The sequence below is a fragment of the Delftia sp. ZNC0008 genome (assembly GCF_000799035.1).
GTDB lineage: Bacteria > Pseudomonadota > Gammaproteobacteria > Burkholderiales > Burkholderiaceae_C > Comamonas > Comamonas tsuruhatensis.
In genome coordinates this window covers 1-582 of the sequence record NZ_JTKZ01000485.1, presented here as the reverse complement: position 1 = coordinate 582, position 582 = coordinate 1, and the positions used below count along the sequence as shown (strand labels likewise).

The window sequence follows — 582 nt, the reverse complement described above, 5'->3', positions numbered from 1 at the left end:
CCGCATAGCCCGACTCCGCCAGCGTGGGCACATCGGGCAGCAGCGCCGAGCGCCGGGCGCTGGTGATGGCGATCGCGCGCAGCTTGCCGGCCTGCACGTGGGGCAGGGCCGAGGGCGCGTTGTCGAACATGGAATCCACCTGCCCGCCCAGCAGGTCGGTGATGGCCGGTGCGCTGCCGCGGTAGGGCACGTGCAGCATGCGCAGGCCCGACAGCTGCCGGAACATCTCGCCCGACAGGTGGATCGACGAGCCGCTGCCCGACGAGGCGAAGCTGATGCCCTGCGCACTCTGCCGGGCGTGGCGCACATAGTCGGCCACGTTCTGTATGGGCAGGCGCGGGTTGACCACGAGGATGTTGGGAATCTTGGCGATCAGGCCGATGGGCTCGAAGTCCTTGACCGGGTCATAGCCGAGCCGGGGGTAGAGCGAGGCATTGATGGTGTTGGCAATGGTGTAGACATACAGCGTGTAGCCGTCCGCAGGCGCCCGCGCCACGGCCTCGGCGCCCACATTGCTGTTGGCGCCCGTGCGGTTGTCCACCACCACGCTCTGGCCCAGCTGCTCGCCCATCCGGGCGGCCA

The 582-nt window shown here is 69.2% G+C and carries 1 protein-coding gene; it reads right to left on the bottom strand.

Annotated elements, in window-relative coordinates; all coding sequences use genetic code 11:
* The coding region (locus L995_RS16355) for a tripartite tricarboxylate transporter substrate-binding protein (RefSeq protein WP_047472651.1) at positions 1–582 on the bottom strand (582 nt) is incomplete at both ends.